Here is a 15243-nt window from a genome sequence, read left to right as displayed (position 1 = left end):
CCGGCGGTAGGGATCGAACCTACGACCAATTGATTAACAGTCAACTGCTCTACCGCTGAGCTACGCCGGAACTGAGGCGCATATAGCAATCCGGTTTTTCGGCGTCCAGAGGGGAAAAGCACCTAGGGTGAATTTTTTGCGCGTTCAGGAGATGCGGTGAAAACTGGTTTGCACCGACAGTGCGCCTTGGGGGGCGACGCGGTCTTTTCCGGTCAGATCCACCAGATGGGCAAACACGTTGCGCTCGGCCGCTGGAAGCAGGGCAGGCGGGGTTTCGACATAGATCCGCTGGGCCAGATCCCGGGCTGTGCCCGGGCGCTCGGCCAGCGCGTCGAGGATTTGTGCCTCACGTTCCAGCCGGTGGCGGATCAACCAGTCAAGCCGACCCGAGGGGTCTGTGATCGGCGCGCCGTGCCCGGCATGGAAGACGGACCAGTCGCGTGCGCGTAGCCGGTGGCAGGCTTTCATGAAGTCTGTCAGATCACCATCCGGAGGCGAAACCAGCGAACTGGCCCAGCCCATCACGTGATCGGCGGTGAAACAAACGTCTCCCCAGGCCAGCGCGATGTGATTGCCCAGATGACCCGGCGTGTGAATGACCTCAAGGCCCCATCCGTCCCCCTCGATCCTGTCGCCGTCCGCCAACTCGATGTCCGGGCGGAATCCCGTGTCGATTCCCTCGCCGCCGCCGGCGAAGCCTTGCTCGGCCAGTTGGGACATGATCGCGCTGCGCCCTGCCTGTGGCCCGCCAAAGGCGTAGATCGGGGCACCTGTCCGCTCTGACAGCGGAGCAGCCAGCGGCGAATGGTCCAGGTGGCTGTGGGTGACCACGATATGGCTGATCATTTGCCCGGGCTGCAGCGCATCCAGAATGGCTTGAATGTGACTGTCGCTCAACGGTCCGGGGTCGATTACGGCAAGGTCGCTGGTGCCCAGGAGGTATGTATTTGTCCCCAGATAGGTCATCGGCGACGGGTTTGGGGCCAGCAAGAGCCTGAGGCCCGGCTGCAGGGCGACAGGGATCCCCGGTTTCGGGTTGAAATCGTCTGCTTGCAGCATCTTGGCCTCTTTCTCTTGGCGGGGCAGCCCGCTAGGTTTAGCGCATGTCCTCGCGCTGGCTCAAACCCTATTTGCCCCGCAGCTTGTATGCCCGGGCGGCCCTGATTCTGGTGCTGCCGGTGATCGTGGTTCTGTTGGTGGTGTCGGTGGCATTCGTGCGTGAACACCTCGAGGATGTGACCGGTCAGATGACCCGGGCGGCGTCGCGCGAAGTGCGGCTGGTTCTGGAAGACATTCAGGGTGCCGAAACCCAACAGCAGGCGCTGGCCGCGGTGCGTCCGGATCTGAGGGTGCTGGACATGCAGGCCCGTTTTCTGGGGGTCAACGAAACGCCTACGATTGAACCTCGGCGCTGGTATGATTTCATCGCACCGCAGATCGACGCTGATCTTCGAGAGCTGCTGCCGAACCTCGTAGCGGTATCGTTGCCGGACAGTCAGGTCGCGACTTTGTTCTTGAACACCCATCTGGGTGTGTTGGAGCTTGGCTTTGATCGCCGGCGTCTGTCGACGGTCGCCCCGCACCAGTTGATCGTCACGATGCTGTTCTTTGCGGTGATCATGACCTCGATTTCGTTCTTGTACATGCGCAATCAGTTGCGGCCGATCACTCGGCTGGCCGATGCGGCGCAGGCTTTTGGTCGCGGTCGGGTCGTGCCGTTCACCCCCGGAGGGGCCGTCGAGGTGCGGGCCGCCGGTAGCGCGTTTCTTGACATGCGCGCCAGGATCGAGCGGCAGATCGAGCAGCGGACCCTGATGCTGTCGGGAGTCAGCCATGACCTGCGAACGCCTCTGACCCGGCTCAAGCTTGGCCTGTCGATGCTGCCCGAGGAAGATGCAAAGCCGCTGCTTCAGGACGTGAACGAAATGCAGTCACTCTTGGATGCCTTCCTTGATTTCTCGCGCGGCGCGTCCGAGGGCGAGCAGGTCGAGGTTCGTCCGGATGAGCTTCTGCGCTCGATCGTGGATGATGCGCAACGGGCCGGACAAAGTGTCGAGTTGCTGCCGCCCGAAGGGCACGGTGCAGTGATGCTGCGTCCGACTGCAATCCGCCGCGCCGTGGAAAACCTGATCGGCAACGCGGTGCGCTACGGGTCGCACGCGATGGTCAGCATGACCCTGACTGACAAATCGCTGCGCATTCGAGTTGAGGATGATGGCCCCGGCATCCCGCCCGAACAGCGGACCGAGGCGGTTAAGCCGTTCAGCCGGTTGGACCCGTCGCGGAACCAGAATCAGGGCAGCGGGGTGGGCCTCGGGCTGGCGATCGTTGCAGATATCGCTCGTGTCCACGGCGGTGTTTTGCGCTTGGGCCAAAGCGAACGCTTGGGCGGTTTGTGCGCAGACATCATCATCGGGCGGTGATTTCGGCCGTATTTGGTAGGCCCGGAGGGACTCGAACCCCCAACCAAAGCGTTATGAGCGCTCTGCTCTAACCAATTGAGCTACAGGCCCGCCTGAGCGCTTGGGTACCACGCAGAACAGCCGCGTCAAGCCTGACCGTTGCAACGCGGCGCACAATCGACTAACCCGCGCTGAAAGCATTCATGAGGGAACGGCCATGACAGCGGGCAAGAACGGCATCACCTATGCAGATGCGGGCGTGGATATCGATGCGGGCAACGCGCTGGTCGACCGGATCAAGCCCGCCGCCAAGCGGACGAACCGCCCCGGCGTCATGAGCGGCCTTGGCGGGTTCGGCGCGCTGTTCGACCTGAAAGGGGCAGGGTATTCCGACCCGATCCTGGTGGGGGCAACCGATGGCGTGGGCACCAAGCTGCGGATTGCGATCGACACGGGCGTGGTCGATGGTGTGGGGATCGACCTGGTGGCCATGTGCGTGAACGACCTGATCTGCCAGGGGGCCGAGCCGTTGTTCTTCCTGGATTACTTCGCCACGGGCAAGCTGGACACCGAGACCGCCGCGCGGATCATCGAGGGCATCGCCGAGGGCTGCGTCCGATCGGGCTGTGCCTTGATCGGGGGTGAAACCGCCGAGATGCCGGGGATGTACCCCGATGGCGACTTCGACCTGGCAGGCTTTGCTGTCGGCGCGATGGAGCGCGGCAGCGATCTGCCCGCCGGTGTGCAGGCCGGGGATGTTCTGCTGGGGCTGGCGTCGGACGGGGTGCATTCCAACGGCTATTCGCTGGTGCGCAAACTGGTCGAGATCTCTGGGTTGGGATGGGACGCGGACTCGCCGTTCTGCGACGGGCCTTTGGGAGAGGCGCTGCTGACGCCCACGCGGCTCTACGTCAAACCTGCCCTCGCCGCGATCCGGGCGGGTGGCGTCAATGCGCTGGCGCACATCACTGGCGGCGGGCTGACCGAGAACCTGCCGCGCGTGCTGCCCGACGACCTGGGTGCGCAAATCGACCTGAACGCCTGGGATCTGCCGCCGGTGTTCCGTTGGCTGGCGGAAACCGGGGGCATCGCCGAGGCGGAAATGCTCAAGACCTTCAACTGCGGGATCGGCATGATCGTCGTCTGTGCCGCCGACCGCGCCGATGACCTGGCCGCCCTGCTGACGGATGCCGGCGAGAGCGTCGCGCGCATCGGATCGGTCACCGAAGGGGCGGGCGTCAGCTACGCAGGCACGCTGCTGTGAGCCACAAGCGCGTCGCCATCCTGATTTCCGGGGGCGGGTCGAACATGGTGTCGCTGGTCGACAGCATGACAGGCGACCACCCGGCGCGCCCCTGTCTGGTTCTGTCGAACAATGCAGATGCTGGCGGCTTGGCCAAGGCGGCGGATCGCGGGATTGCCACAGCCGTGGTCGATCACCGGCCGTTCGGCGGTGACCGCGCCGCGTTTGAGGCCGAGCTGTGCAAGCCGCTGCTCGAGGCGCAGCCAGACATCATCTGCCTGGCCGGGTTCATGCGCGTTCTGACGGGCGATTTCGTGTCCCGCTTTCAGGGGCGGATGCTGAATATCCACCCCTCGCTGCTGCCCAAGTACAAAGGGCTCAACACCCACGCCCGCGCCATAGCGGCGGGAGATGCCGAACATGGCTGCACCGTGCACGAGGTTACCGCGGCGCTGGATGACGGTCCGATCCTGGGTCAGGCGCGGGTTCCGGTCGAACCCGGCGACACCCCGGATTCGCTTGCTCGGAAGGTGCTGGCCTGGGAACACAAGCTGTATCCGGCGGTTCTGGAGCGCTTTGCCCGTGGCGATCGCGCACCGGTGTTACTCCCCTGATCTTGCGCCAGAGATTTACATGAGCGGCCAATTCGGCCTATGGTCTGGCCAAGCGCTCGGGGCAGAAGAAACCAACGGGCAATGACCAGAGCAAGAGCAAGAATAGCAAGCGCATGAAGACCCTCAAAACCACGCGAGAGTTGGCTGACTTCTGCAAGGCTGCCGCCCAACACCCCTATGTGACCGTCGATACCGAATTCCTGCGCGAGCGGACCTACTACTCCAAGTTATGTCTGGTCCAGTTGGCCGTGCCCTCTGAAGACGAGGACAGCGCGGTATTGGTCGATCCGCTGGCAGAAGGACTGTCGCTTGAGCCGCTTTACGAATTGTTCCAGAACGAAAACGTCGTCAAAGTTTTCCATGCCGCCCGCCAGGACCTTGAGATTTTCTGGGTGGAGGCCGGTATTTTCCCCAAGCCGCTATTCGACACGCAGGTCGCTGCAATGGTTTGTGGTTTCGGGGAACAGGTTGGCTATGAAACGCTGGTTCGCAAAATCTGCAAACAGGGTCTGGACAAGACCTCGCGGTTTACTGATTGGTCGCGGCGCCCGCTGAGCGAGGCCCAGCAGACCTATGCGCTGGCGGACGTAACGCATTTGCGCAAAATCTATGAACATCTGGCCGCAGAGCTGGAAAAATCCAAGCGCAGCCATTGGGTAGCGGAGGAGTTGCGCGTTCTGACCGATCCGGCAACCTATGACATCCGCCCCGAAGAGGCATGGCGGCGGGTCAAGACCCGAACCAACTCGGCCAAGTTCCTTGCGGTGGTGCGGGAGCTTGCCCGGTTCCGTGAGGAATATGCCCAGCAGAACAACGTGCCACGCAGCCGTGTATTCAAGGATGATGCGCTGGTCGAGCTGGCGTCGACCAAACCACGCACGCATGCTGATCTGGGCAGCTCGCGTTTGCTGCTGCGCGAAGCGCGCAAAGGTGCCATCGCCGACGGTATTCTGGCCGCCGTTCAGGCCGGTGTGAATTGCCCGCCTGAGGATCTTCCGCGGGTGGACAACAGCCGGGACAAGATCAAGGTGAACCCCGCGCTGGCTGACCTGCTGCGGGTATTGCTGAAGTCAAAGACGGAAACCGCAGGGGTCGCGGCCAAGCTCATCGCGACCAGCTCGGAGCTGGATCAGATCGCGGCTGGGGACCGTGACGTTGCTGCGATGTCCGGCTGGCGGTTCGAGGTTTTTGGCGAGGACGCGCTCAAACTCTGCAGAGGCGAGATCGCCTTGGCAGCGAAGGGACAAACTGTTCAGGTCGTCCCCCTGTAAGATCGATTTCAGCGCCGACGCGATTCCAGGGCGTTCTGCTGACCAACCACGCGGATCAGACGAATGCCTTCAAGGTCCTGACGGCTGACATTGACCGCATCGGTCACTTCACGCGTACGTTCGGGCCCCTGCGCAGTGGCATAGGTCGGGTAGTTCACGCGGAAAACGAACTCCATAACGCCGTTCTTCCGGTTTTCCTCGGATTCGACGAAGGTGAGCTTTGCGTCATAGGCGCCCTGGCGGAAGGCGGTGCCTTGCGCGACAACGATTGCCCCCGAGGCGTTCGGTTCGATCCGCAGCTCGGTGATGGTGGTGATCGGTACGCTGGTATCTTCGGGTTCAGGGCGCGCGAACAGTCCCCGGCCCGAGCTTTGCTTCGGCACCAGCGCATCTGCGTCGCTGGCCGATGTCTCGACCGGGGCAGGGGTGCTGTTCCCGAACCAGTTCGACGGGTTTGCCCGGGAATCGCGCCAGCTGCTGCAGGCGGACAGGGTCAACAGGGCGACAAGAAGGACGGAAACAGTTTTTTGCATGGACCCAAAGCTTTGCAAGGTATTACCCGCACTGGGTTAGCCTACTTTCGGTCGTTTGAAAAGCCGCCCATGGGGGTGGACACCGGACATCGAGCGACTTAGGTCAGAACCAGAACCGCAACCAGAGGACCCACGTTCATGGCCACGCCTGCCTTTGAGGAGATTGTCGAGGATTTCGAGTTCCTTGTGGACTGGGAAGACCGGTACCGCCACGTGATCGAGCAGGGCAAGGCGATGGAGCCGCTGGATGACGCCTTGAAGGTGCCGGCAACCAAAGTCCATGGCTGCGCCAGTCAGGTCTGGCTTCATCCGGTGATCGAAGATGGTGTTTTTCGGTTTGACGGCGACAGCGACGCGCTGATCGTGCGCGGTCTGATCGCTGTATTGCGCTCGCTTTACAACGGTTTGCCAGTTGCCGAAGTGGAGAAGGTCGACGCCGCGGCCGAGCTTGCCCGATTGGGGTTGAATGAACATCTGTCGGCCCAGCGGTCGAACGGTGTGCGTGCGATGATCGACCGAATCCGAGACGTAGCGCGCGAAAACGCCTGAGCCGGTTTCGCCATTCGGGGGCCAATCAGGAAGAATTGGGGCGTGCGTCGGCCCAGTCTTTCAGCGCGGTCTCGAGATCGCCATATCCGGTAAAACGGCGTTCGAACTCCAGCCCCATCCGATCGGCGCATTCCTGTGCCCGACGGGTCAGTTCGGGGTCATCTGTCTGCGCTTGGTAGATCAGCTTGGTGTAATTTCCGAAATACATGTCGCGCAGTTCCGGGTGCCGATCCAGCCCCAGCGGTTTCCAGACGAACGCATCAAATTGTCTGGCCAGAAAGTCGGTCAGGTAAAAGGCCGTAGTCTCATCGTCGCTGCGTTCGGCGAATTTGTCGTTACCTTCGAAGAAGGAATAACAGTGCGGTCCCCGCACCATTTCGACACCCAGTCGTTTACAGGCCTGCTCCAACAGTCCGCCGGTCCCGCAATCGGCATAGACGACAAAAATCCGGTCATACTGGTCGCGATGCTTGGCGACGGCATCCTCGACGGCCTGAGTGATCCGTTCGGGATAGACATGCAGGATGGCAGGCAAGCACGTCAGAGCAAGGTGGTCCCAGCCGTTGCGTGTTTTCAGGTCCAGAATCTCGCGCGCCAACGCGCCGCAGGCGATCAACAGGATGCTTTGCTGTGCATCCATCTCGTCAAAGCCCTTTTCCGTCAGGCGTTTGTCGTCAGGCATGTCGTGCTGCGGCATGTTTCGCCTCCGCAAGGTTCCAATGTCAAATGACTGCGAAAAAGCCCCGGATGCAAGTTCGCGGCCTTTGGGATCACACACTCGGCACCTGAGTTTCGATCTCGTTGTGATGCCACGGCCCGGAAATGAAAAAGCCGCCCGGACAGGCGGCTTTGACAAAACAAGGCGTGCAGGATCAACCCGCCAGTTGGTTGTGCTTGCGCGAGACGAACTCCTTGGCGGTTTCGACCGCAACCGCCGCGTCCCGGCAATAGGCGTCAGCGCCGATCGCCTTGCCGAACTCTTCGTTCAGCGGGGCGCCGCCTACCAGCACGATGTAATCGTCACGCTTGCCCTGTTCGACCAACGTGTCGATGACCACTTTCATGTACGGCATGGTCGTCGTCAGCAGGGCCGACATGCCCAGAATATCAGGCTGCTCGGTTTCAAGCGCTTCCAGGTAGTTTTCGACCGGATTGTTGATGCCGATATCGACAACCTCGAAACCGGCGCCTTCCATCATCATCGAGACGAGGTTCTTGCCGATGTCGTGGATGTCGCCCTTGACGGTGCCGATCACCATCTTGCCAACGCGCGGAGCGCCGGTTTCCGCCAGCAGAGGCTTGAGGATGGCCATGCCGCCCTTCATCGCGTTGGCGGCCAGCAGAACTTCGGGCACGAACAGGATGCCGTCGCGGAAATCCTGGCCGACGATAGTCATGCCGCCGACAAGCGCCTTGGTCAGAATGTCATAAGGTGCCCATCCACGTTCCAGCAGGATGTTCACGCCTTCTTCGATCTCTTCCTTCAGACCATCGTAGAGGTCATCAAACATCTGTTCGACGAGTTCGTCGTCGTTGAGTTCCGACAGGACGATGTCTTCTTCATCGGACATGGGTCATTTCCCTGAGCTGGCGGGCCTTGCGCCCTTGGTGGCTGTTTTTCCCGTTTTGGCCATTTCGCCGCAGTTAGACTGTGACGATTGCGACCTCGGCGGTTCCGAGACCGACCTATAGGTGAAAATCTTGGCGCGCTCGACGCCAAATTTCACATGATCTTTCTGAGCGGTATTCATGGGTTCTGTGCTTGAGACAAGGCCGGCAACTGTGATGGCAGACTTGCCGCGGAAACCCGCAGATGCTAGGAATTACGTGAACAAAGAGGGAACAAATATGCCGTTGCGCCACACTATTTCCGGGCGAGGTGCCGTATCGAACGATGCTGGTCGGTACGAGGCGTATGCGCACGAAGCGGTCGATGACGGCTGGGAGGATCCCGAGCCTCTGCCTCCCTTGCGAACCTCGGTTCGGGACGAGGTCGCGAAGTCTCTGATCACCTACAACAAGTCACCCGATCTGCCATTTGACCGGTCGATCAACCCGTATCGCGGGTGCGAACACGGTTGCGTCTACTGCTTTGCCCGACCCACACATGCATATCTCGGACTATCTGCCGGGTTGGATTTCGAAACGCGACTGATCGCACGTCCGAACGCGCCTGATGTGCTTGCGCGCGAGCTTTCGTCCGCGCGGTACAAGGTGGCGCCGATTGCGCTGGGTACAAATACGGACCCGTATCAGCCGATCGAAAAAATACTTTCGATCACAAGGGCCTGCCTGGAGGTTCTGAGAGATTTCAACCACCCGGTTGCGATCGTGACAAAGGGTGCTTTGATCGAACGGGATATCGACATTCTCGCGCCGATGGCCGCCCTCGGGCTGGTCCGGGTCGGCATCTCGCTGACCACGTTGGATTCTGGCCTGTCGCGGCGGATGGAACCGCGTGCCCCTGCGCCAAAACGTCGGCTGCGCACGATCCGAAAGTTGACCGAGGCCGGGATTCCCGTGCGCGTCATGACGTCCCCGATCATTCCGGGACTGACCGATCACGAGCTTGAAGCGCTGTTGGAGGCGGGCCGCGACGCAGGCGCGGATGCGGCCAGTTGGATCATGCTACGGTTGCCCCGCGAAGTCTCGCAACTGTGGCAGGAGTGGTTGTCCGAACACGAGCCTGGTCGCTCCGAAAAGGTCATGGCGCGGTTGCGCGAAATGCACGGGGGCAGGGACTACGACCCGCGGTGGGGGCATCGGATGCGCGGCGAGGGGGTCTACGCCGAAATGGTCGCCAAGCGGTTCAAGTCTGCGATTGCGCGACTTGGATTGGCGACCACAACTCCCAAACTGCGTTGCGACCTCTTTGCACGGCCTGCGCGGGCCGGGGATCAATTGTCACTGTTCCAATAAGAAAAGACCCCGCTCGATGGCGGGGCCTTTTGTCTGTCTCAGCGGTTTTCGATGTCGACGTAGTCGCGCAGAGTTTCGCCCAGGTACAGCTGGCGCGGGCGGCCAATCTTGTTCTGAGGATCGGCGATCATTTCTTTCCACTGGCTGACCCAGCCAACGGTGCGCGACAGCGCGAAGATCGGGGTGAACATCGAGGTCGGGAAACCCATCGCCTCGAGAATGATGCCCGAGTAGAAATCGACGTTCGGGAACAGCTTCTTGTCGACGAAATACGGATCTTCCAGTGCTTGTTTCTCAAGCGCCTTGGCGACCTGCAGTTTCGGGTTGTTCTCGATGCCCAGCAAGTCCAGAACCTCATCGGCCGACTGCTTCATCACTTTGGCGCGCGGGTCAAAGTTCTTGTACACGCGGTGACCAAAGCCCATCAGGCGGAACGGATCGTTCTTGTCCTTGGCGCGTTCGATGAACTCGGGGATGCGGTCGACGCTGCCGATCTCTTCCAGCATCTCGAGGCAGGCCTGGTTGGCGCCGCCGTGCGCCGGGCCCCAGAGGCAGGCGATACCGGCCGCGATGCAGGCGAACGGGTTCGCGCCCGACGACGAAGCCAGACGCACGGTCGAGGTCGAGGCGTTCTGCTCGTGATCGGCGTGCAGGGTGAAAATCCGGTCCATGGCGCGGCTGAGGATCGGGTTGACGACGTAGTCCTCGGCCGGAACGGCGAAGCACATGTACAGGAAGTTCGACGCGTAGTCCAAGTCATTGCGCGGGTAGATGAACGGCTGACCGATCGAGTATTTGTATGCCATCGCCGCAATTGTCGGCATTTTGGCGATCAGGCGGTGCGTCGCGATTTCGCGCTGGCGCTCGTCGCCCACGTCAGTCGAGTCGTGATAGAAAGCCGACATGGCTCCGACCACGCCCACCATCGTAGCCATCGGATGCGCGTCGCGGCGGAAGCCACGGAAGAAATAGTGCATCTGCTCGTGGATCATGGTGTGGCGGGTGATGGTCGTTTCGAACTCTTCCAGTTCGTCGGCCTTGGGCAGGTATCCGTACAGCAGCAGGAAGCACACTTCGAGGAAGTGCGATTTCTCGGCCAGTTGGTCGATCGGATAGCCACGGTGCAGCAATTCGCCTTTTTCGCCATCGATATAGGTGATGGTGCTGTCGCAGCTTGCGGTCGAAGTGAAGCCCGGGTCGTAGGTGAACACGCCGGCCTGACCGTAGAGCTTGCGGATGTCGACTACGTCGGGACCGGCCGTTGGCGAATGAACCGGCAACTCATAGGTTTTTCCGTGGACGGTCAGAGTCGCTGTCTTGTTGCTCTCGGTCATGTTTTCCCTTCCTCAATCATACGAATGCCGGCTCGCTGACCGACAAAACGGGCGGTGATCGCGCAAGGCTGCGCGAGTCAGGTCGTAGCGGAGCAGCGTTACCCGAATGTGAAGTCAGGACTGTGCCGCTGCATCAGAAATCCGTGCAATGGTCTCATCCCGACCCAGCACGAGCATCATGTCAAAAACCGAAGGTGTGACGGCCCGACCCGCCAACGCAGCCCTGAGGGGGCCAGCCAGCTTGCCGAACTTCAACCCGTTTGCCTCGGCAAACGAATTGAGGGTCTCCTCCAGTTCGTTCCGGGTCCAGCTAGCATTTTGCAGCTGCGGCGTCAATTGATCCAGTATACCGTCGGATACAGAACTCAGCGCCTTTTCTGCTTTCTCATCGCGCTCGATCGGTCGCGCAGTCAGTGCAAAATGCGCCTTTTCAAGGAGTTCCGGAAATGTACGCGCCCGATCCTTGAGGCAATACATCGCACGTTCCAAATCACCCGATTGTGTTTCTGTCAGCGCAGGCAGGCCAGCGGCGTCCAGATATTCTTCGATTTCTTGCCGCAATGCAGCATCATCGGATATGGCGATGTGCTGTCCGCACAAGTTCTCGAGCTTTTTCAGATCGAACCGCGCCGGGCTTTTCCCGATTCCGTCCAGGTCGAACCATTCCTTGGCCTGTTCATCGGTAAAGAACTCGTCGTCCCCGTGGCTCCAGCCCAGGCGCGCCAGATAGTTTCGCATACCGGCGGCAGGATAGCCCATGGCCTGATACTCCTGCGCGCCCAATGCGCCGTGCCGCTTGCTGAGTTTCTTTCCGTCAGGGCCGTGGATCAGCGGGATGTGCGCCCAGACCGGAACTTTCCAGCCCATGGCTTCATAGATCATCATCTGCCGCGCCGCGTTGTTCAGGTGGTCGTCGCCGCGAATGACATGCGTCACACCCATGTCGTGGTCATCAACGACCACCGCCAGCATATAGACCGGTGTGCCGTCCGAACGCAGGAGGACCATGTCGTCCAGCTGATCGTTTCGGATGGTTACGTCACCTTGGACCTTGTCGCGGATGACGGTTGTGCCATCCTGCGGAGCCTTGATCCGCACAACGAAGGGGCGGTCGGGGTGTGTGCTGGGGTCGGCGTCGCGCCACGGGCTGCGGAACAGGGTCGACTTGCCCTCGGCCCGGGCCTGTTCACGAAAGGCCGCGATTTCTTCCTGGGTCGCAAAGCACTTGTATGCTTTGCCTTCTGCCAGCAGCTGATGCGCGACTTCGGCGTGACGAGCTGCGCCCTCGAACTGGCTGATGACATCTCCGTCGTGGTCGAGCCCGAGCCAGCTCATGCCCTTGAGGATAGCCTCGGTCGCTTCGGGCGTTGACCGTTCGCGGTCCGTGTCTTCGATCCGCAGCAGGAACTTTCCGCCTCGACCGCGGGCGTAAAGCCAATTGAACAGCGCAGTACGGGCTCCGCCAATGTGCAGATAGCCGGTGGGCGAGGGTGCAAATCGGGTGACGACCTGATCGGACATTGTAGTGATTAACCTTTTGGTAACCGCGTTGAGCGTAGAGTTGAGCCTGTCTAACGAGCCTCAAGGACGGGGGCAACCATGCGTGTTGTGCCGTGGGTCGAAGGTGCGTTGCTGAACCAGCGAGGGCACCTTTTGCCTTGGTCTCCGGTTTGTCTGGCAATCGGCATAGGCCTGTATTTCGCAATCCGATTCGAGCCGGATGCGCGGGTTTATTTGGGCCTGTCCGGGTTGGTCCTGCTTGCCATTTGGGCCAGCCGCCGGATGTCGTCTGCCTGGGCTCCGTTGGCAATAGGGGGGGCGCTGGTCGCCGTCGGGTTCATCCTGGCAGGTGCTCGCGCTCACATGGTTGCAGAGCCGGTTTTGAAATGGCGCTATTACGGCCCGGTTGAGGGGAGGGTCGTGGCGTTGGATCGCTCTGCTTCGGATGCGCTGCGGGTTACGCTGGACCAGGTACGGATCGGGGACGTACCGCCGGACCAAACCCCGCGGCGCATCCGACTTTCGTTGCATGGCGACCATGTACCGATTGTGCCTGGCCAACGCATTATGACAACAGCCCATCTGTCACCGCCGCAAGGCCCCGTCGAGCCTGGCGGCTTTGATTTTCGCAGACACGCCTGGTTTCAGCGCTTGGGCGCGGTCGGATACGCGCGTACGCCGGTGGTCACCGCTGCTCCGGCCCGCTTTGAGGCCGGGGTGCGTGTCGCTGCCGTGCGCATGGCCATTTCCGACAGAGTGAGAGAAGTGCTGCCAGGTGATGTCGGCGGCTTTGCCGCAGCTGTTTCGACCGGGGATCGCAGCGGCATCAGCGCCGCCGCTTTGGACAATTTGCGCGCGTCGAACCTTGCCCATCTGCTTGCAATCTCCGGCCTGCATATGGGGTTGTTGACGGGGTTCGTCTTTGTGACTTGCCGGGTACTGCTTGCGGCCTTGCCCGCCTTGGCGTTGCGGTGGCCGGTTCGCAAGGTTGCCTCGGTCTGCGCGCTGATCGCTGCAACGCTCTATCTGTTGCTTTCTGGGGGCAATGTCGCGACCGAGCGCGCCTTCGTGATGGTATCGGTTCTGTTTGGGGCGGTTTTGATCGATCGGCGTGCCATATCTTTGCGGGCCGTCGCGGTTGCGGCGCTGTTGGTGCTGTTTCTTCGCCCCGAATCATTGCTCAGCCCCGGATTTCAGATGTCCTTTGCCGCCACGACAGCACTGGTCGCGGTTTTCGGTGCCCTTCGCGACGTTGAGGTTCCAAGAGTGCCCAAGTGGTTGCGCCCGGTGGGTGGGCTTCTGTGCTCCTCGGCAGTCGCTGGTTTGGCGACGGCCCCGATTGGTGCGGCGCATTTCAATATGGTGTCGCGCTACGGCTTGCTGGCCAACACCCTGTCCGTGCCGGTTATGGGATCCGTCGTGGTTCCCTCGGCAGTTCTGGCAGCGATCCTCGCGCCTTTCGGGCTCGAGGCCGTTGCGATCCATGTGATGGGTATCGGACTGGCGTGGATCCTGGCCGTCTCGGACTGGGTGTCCGGCCTCGATGGTGCACGGGGCTTCGTTGCCAGCTCGCCCGGTTTTGTCCTGCCGCTGTTTTCCTTGGGTGCGCTGTGGGTCATTTTGTGGCAGGGACGCAGCCGCTGGGTCGGAGTTTTTCTGATGGCATTCGCCGCAGTATTCTGGGGACAAGGCCAGCGGCCCGAGGTGCTGATCGCCGATTCAGGTGGTTTGGTCGGGGTGATGACCGAGAAGGGCCGCGCGTTGAGCAAGGAAAAAGGCGCTGGGTTCGTCGCTTCGGTCTGGCTTGAAAACGATGGAGACGGAGCAACCCAGCCGGAGGCTGCGGGCCGGTGGCCATCGGCCCCAGATCTTGTTCAGCGATATCCTTTAGAGGATTTCCAGCTGGTCCACATCACGGGCAAGCGCGCGGCGCAGCAGGTCACCGTTTGCCGACCGGGCGAACTCGTGGTCTCTGCCGTGCCGATCAAACTGACCGGTGACTGCGCCGTTTTTGATCCTGACCGACTGCGAAAGACCGGCAGCCTTGCGATCCGCCAAGGAAAGATGTTCAGCAGCGCTGATGCGACGGGGCCGCGCCTTTGGTCACCGGCTCGGCCCGACGGCTTCAGTAAGTCCGAATAAGTCCGACGAGACGCCCTTGAACCTTGACCTTATCCTCGGGCAATACCCGCGTTTCGTAAGCGGGGTTGGCGGCCTCGAGCGCGATCGCCTGGCCGCGCCGGAAAAACCTTTTCAGGGTTGCCTCCTGATCTTCGACCAAAGCCACGACAATGTCGCCATTGTCTGCCGAAGACGTTTCGCGGATCACGACCACGTCCCCGTCATTGATACCGGCGTCGATCATGGAGTCTCCCCGCACCTCAAGGGCATAGTGTTCGCCACGGCCCGATACCATCGTGCCCGGTACCGCAACATGATGGGAAATATGGCTGATCGCCTCGATAGGAACACCGGCGGCAATTCTGCCCATCACCGGAAGTTCGAGAGCGTCCACCGACACAGGATCGACATTGGCGGGGCGGGGCACGCTGGGCTTGTCACCTTCGATCACGCGGGGCGTGAAGCCGGCGGTCGGCTCGCCTCCCAGACTTTCGGGCAGTTTCACGATCTCGATCGCGCGCGCCCTGTGGGCGAGACGCCGGATGAACCCACGCTCTTCAAGCGCGGTAATCAACCGATGGATGCCGGATTTGGATCTCAGGTCCAACGCCGTTTTCATTTCGTCAAAGCTGGGTGGAACACCGTCCGCCTGAACGCGTTTGTGGATGAATTCCAGCAAATCCAATTGCTTCTTGGTCAGCATCGCTCACACCTCGTTGCCCATGCGTTTTCTTTTGTTCTACGCATGTTCACGTTT

14 protein-coding genes and 1 tRNA gene are annotated in these 15243 nt (G+C 61.2%); 7 read left to right on the top strand and 8 right to left on the bottom strand.

What is annotated here, in order from left to right:
- Positions 1–144 precede the first annotated feature (144 nt).
- Entirely contained in the window at positions 145–1059 is a 915-nt protein-coding gene (locus GOW72_RS13655; RefSeq protein WP_170367190.1) for an MBL fold metallo-hydrolase, read from the bottom strand.
- A gap of 44 nt (positions 1060–1103) precedes the next feature.
- On the opposite strand from GOW72_RS13655, the gene GOW72_RS13650 reads away from it, so the two are divergent.
- The gene (locus tag GOW72_RS13650; protein WP_170367189.1) at positions 1104–2423 is read left to right on the top strand and encodes an ATP-binding protein; all 1320 of its coding nucleotides are present in this window, start codon (positions 1104–1106) and stop codon (positions 2421–2423) included.
- Between the two features lie 13 nt (positions 2424–2436).
- Here the strand turns inward: GOW72_RS13650 and GOW72_RS13645 are convergent.
- A tRNA-Ile gene (locus GOW72_RS13645) sits at positions 2437–2513 on the bottom strand.
- Positions 2514–2619: 106 nt separating this feature from the next.
- On the opposite strand from GOW72_RS13645, the gene purM reads away from it, so the two are divergent.
- The 3 genes from purM to rnd all read left to right on the top strand — a co-directional run bounded on the left by purM (position 2620) and on the right by rnd (position 5530).
- Positions 2620–3666, top strand: coding sequence for a phosphoribosylformylglycinamidine cyclo-ligase (gene purM, locus GOW72_RS13640; protein ID WP_170367188.1), 1047 nt, complete (start codon positions 2620–2622; stop codon positions 3664–3666).
- On the top strand, positions 3663–4259 hold the full coding sequence (purN, locus tag GOW72_RS13635; RefSeq protein WP_170367187.1) for a phosphoribosylglycinamide formyltransferase: 597 nt from the start codon (positions 3663–3665) through the stop codon (positions 4257–4259). The genes purM and purN overlap by 4 nt, the downstream gene beginning before the upstream one ends.
- Before the next feature lie 113 nt (positions 4260–4372).
- Positions 4373–5530: a ribonuclease D gene (rnd, locus tag GOW72_RS13630; protein WP_170367186.1), complete on the top strand. Its 1158-nt coding sequence runs from the start codon at positions 4373–4375 to the stop codon at positions 5528–5530.
- 8 nt (positions 5531–5538) lie between these two features.
- Here the strand turns inward: rnd and GOW72_RS13625 are convergent, their stop codons facing one another.
- A complete protein-coding gene (locus GOW72_RS13625; protein ID WP_170338953.1) occupies positions 5539–6063 on the bottom strand; it encodes a hypothetical protein in 525 nt (174 codons plus the stop codon).
- Positions 6064–6201: 138 nt separating this feature from the next.
- Here GOW72_RS13625 and GOW72_RS13620 point away from each other — a divergent pair, with 138 nt between their 5' ends.
- The gene (locus tag GOW72_RS13620; RefSeq protein WP_170367185.1) at positions 6202–6612 is read left to right on the top strand and encodes a SufE family protein; all 411 of its coding nucleotides are present in this window, start codon (positions 6202–6204) and stop codon (positions 6610–6612) included.
- A 25-nt stretch (positions 6613–6637) separates the two neighbouring features.
- Here GOW72_RS13620 and GOW72_RS13615 read toward each other — a convergent pair whose 3' ends face one another.
- Both GOW72_RS13615 and GOW72_RS13610 read right to left on the bottom strand, forming a co-directional pair.
- On the bottom strand, positions 6638–7309 hold the full coding sequence (locus GOW72_RS13615; protein WP_170367184.1) for a DUF1638 domain-containing protein: 672 nt from the start codon (positions 7307–7309) through the stop codon (positions 6638–6640).
- 175 nt (positions 7310–7484) lie between these two features.
- Complete coding sequence (locus GOW72_RS13610) at positions 7485–8183, bottom strand: corrinoid protein (protein WP_093962188.1); 699 nt, start codon at positions 8181–8183, stop codon at positions 7485–7487.
- A gap of 277 nt (positions 8184–8460) precedes the next feature.
- Here GOW72_RS13610 and GOW72_RS13605 point away from each other — a divergent pair, with 277 nt between their 5' ends.
- Positions 8461–9531 (top strand): PA0069 family radical SAM protein, encoded by a 1071-nt coding sequence (locus GOW72_RS13605; RefSeq protein WP_170367183.1) that lies wholly within the window; start codon positions 8461–8463, stop codon positions 9529–9531.
- A 38-nt stretch (positions 9532–9569) separates the two neighbouring features.
- Here GOW72_RS13605 and gltA read toward each other — a convergent pair whose 3' ends face one another.
- Both gltA and gltX read right to left on the bottom strand, forming a co-directional pair.
- Entirely contained in the window at positions 9570–10865 is a 1296-nt protein-coding gene (gene gltA / locus GOW72_RS13600) for a citrate synthase (protein ID WP_170338439.1), read from the bottom strand.
- A gap of 114 nt (positions 10866–10979) precedes the next feature.
- Entirely contained in the window at positions 10980–12386 is a 1407-nt protein-coding gene (gene gltX / locus GOW72_RS13595; RefSeq protein ID WP_170367182.1) for a glutamate--tRNA ligase, read from the bottom strand.
- 78 nt (positions 12387–12464) lie between these two features.
- Here gltX and GOW72_RS13590 point away from each other — a divergent pair, with 78 nt between their 5' ends.
- Positions 12465–14507 carry a ComEC/Rec2 family competence protein gene (locus GOW72_RS13590; RefSeq protein ID WP_170367181.1) on the top strand — a complete coding sequence of 681 codons (2043 nt, stop codon included), beginning with the start codon at positions 12465–12467 and terminating at the stop codon, positions 14505–14507.
- On the opposite strand, the gene lexA is transcribed toward GOW72_RS13590, so the two are convergent.
- The gene (lexA, locus tag GOW72_RS13585; protein ID WP_170363386.1) at positions 14491–15189 is read right to left on the bottom strand and encodes a transcriptional repressor LexA; all 699 of its coding nucleotides are present in this window, start codon (positions 15187–15189) and stop codon (positions 14491–14493) included. The two genes, GOW72_RS13590 and lexA, sit on opposite strands and share 17 nt — an antisense overlap.
- Positions 15190–15243: the final 54 nt, after the last annotated feature.

Origin of the sequence: Ruegeria arenilitoris, from assembly GCF_013032855.1 — a bacterium.
Taxonomy (GTDB): Bacteria; Pseudomonadota; Alphaproteobacteria; order Rhodobacterales; family Rhodobacteraceae; genus Ruegeria; species Ruegeria arenilitoris.
Note: the sequence above shows the minus strand (reverse complement) of the source record. Positions and strands in the feature narration are given on the sequence as shown.

Excerpts from the sequence above, each read along its gene's own strand:
- lexA (WP_170363386.1), bottom strand. The coding sequence starts at position 15,189 with ATGCTGACCAAGAAGCAATTGGATTTGCTGGAATTCATCCACAAACGC.
- GOW72_RS13620 (WP_170367185.1), top strand. The coding sequence starts at position 6,202 with ATGGCCACGCCTGCCTTTGAGGAGATTGTCGAGGATTTCGAGTTCCTT.
- rnd (WP_170367186.1), top strand. The coding sequence starts at position 4,373 with ATGAAGACCCTCAAAACCACGCGAGAGTTGGCTGACTTCTGCAAGGCT.
- gltX (WP_170367182.1), bottom strand. The coding sequence starts at position 12,386 with ATGTCCGATCAGGTCGTCACCCGATTTGCACCCTCGCCCACCGGCTAT.
- gltA (WP_170338439.1), bottom strand. The coding sequence starts at position 10,865 with ATGACCGAGAGCAACAAGACAGCGACTCTGACCGTCCACGGAAAAACC.
- purM (WP_170367188.1), top strand. The coding sequence starts at position 2,620 with ATGACAGCGGGCAAGAACGGCATCACCTATGCAGATGCGGGCGTGGAT.
- GOW72_RS13650 (WP_170367189.1), top strand. The coding sequence starts at position 1,104 with ATGTCCTCGCGCTGGCTCAAACCCTATTTGCCCCGCAGCTTGTATGCC.
- GOW72_RS13625 (WP_170338953.1), bottom strand. The coding sequence starts at position 6,063 with ATGCAAAAAACTGTTTCCGTCCTTCTTGTCGCCCTGTTGACCCTGTCC.
- GOW72_RS13590 (WP_170367181.1), top strand. The coding sequence starts at position 12,465 with ATGCGTGTTGTGCCGTGGGTCGAAGGTGCGTTGCTGAACCAGCGAGGG.
- GOW72_RS13610 (WP_093962188.1), bottom strand. The coding sequence starts at position 8,183 with ATGTCCGATGAAGAAGACATCGTCCTGTCGGAACTCAACGACGACGAA.
- GOW72_RS13615 (WP_170367184.1), bottom strand. The coding sequence starts at position 7,309 with ATGCCGCAGCACGACATGCCTGACGACAAACGCCTGACGGAAAAGGGC.
- GOW72_RS13655 (WP_170367190.1), bottom strand. The coding sequence starts at position 1,059 with ATGCTGCAAGCAGACGATTTCAACCCGAAACCGGGGATCCCTGTCGCC.
- GOW72_RS13605 (WP_170367183.1), top strand. The coding sequence starts at position 8,461 with ATGCCGTTGCGCCACACTATTTCCGGGCGAGGTGCCGTATCGAACGAT.